The sequence below is a fragment of the Vibrio sp. VP6 genome, from assembly GCF_028823755.1.
GTDB classification, from domain to species: Bacteria; Pseudomonadota; Gammaproteobacteria; order Enterobacterales; family Vibrionaceae; genus Vibrio; species Vibrio parahaemolyticus.
On sequence record NZ_JAPEID010000171.1, the window covers coordinates 1 to 801 of the forward strand.

General features: G+C 44.3%; 1 protein-coding gene. It reads right to left on the bottom strand.

Going from position 1 to position 801, the window contains the following annotated elements:
• Positions 1–801, bottom strand: an 801-nt coding sequence (locus OU793_RS24720; protein WP_274647929.1) for a CS1-pili formation C-terminal domain-containing protein, incomplete at both ends; no start/stop codon positions are given.

Genomic DNA, 801 nt, shown 5'->3' on the forward strand with positions numbered 1-801 from the left:
ATACATGCCTACGAAGTAATAGTTGTCATCACCAATCGTGGCACTTTGCAGAGAGGCCAGTTGTATCGAATCGTTATCAATGCCAGGCAAGCAGTAGTTAATGCCAAGATTGACGATTTTGGATGTTTTTCGATCAAGTGTCGGCGTTAAACAAGTCTGAGCGTTTGACACTAACTGGTAGTCCGCTCCGACAACGACAGAGACCTTAAACACGCCATCGGTGAGTTTTTCGACTTCAATGCACCCATCACCAACACATTTGATGTCCTCTATATGATTGGATTGAATGTCTTCGAAAGACGTAATGAAGGTTTTTATTTTGGTTAAATCGACGTTCAACGAAATAACGCTTCCTGGGAAGGCGTACTCTTGGTTTTCACTGCTTCCATTCACTACGTAGTTCGAAGAACTCGTATCGAGTCTGACTCGATAGTGGTCGTAATTTTCAACGGCAATCACCGACTGCGAGGAATCTAAGTTCTTGTTGTTGTGGTAATCTCCGTTGCGAGCAATAGTCAACAAGCCAACGTGAGAGTCGGAGTCGCCTTCATTATCGGCATCGACTACGACGTAAGCATCGCTCTTTTTCGATGAAAAATAGAGTGCATCACCATCAAAAATTTGACTTGACGATATCCCCATATTGAAACTTCTTGTACCGTCTGTTTTCGCGTAAGCGTAAGTGTCAGCAACAAAACCATCCCCTGTATAACCTCCGCTAAATGAGGTGTCAGTGGTGACGTTTCTAAATCCATCATTTCCGTTGTACGCGATGCCCATTTCGGTGTCGGCGTAGTAGCG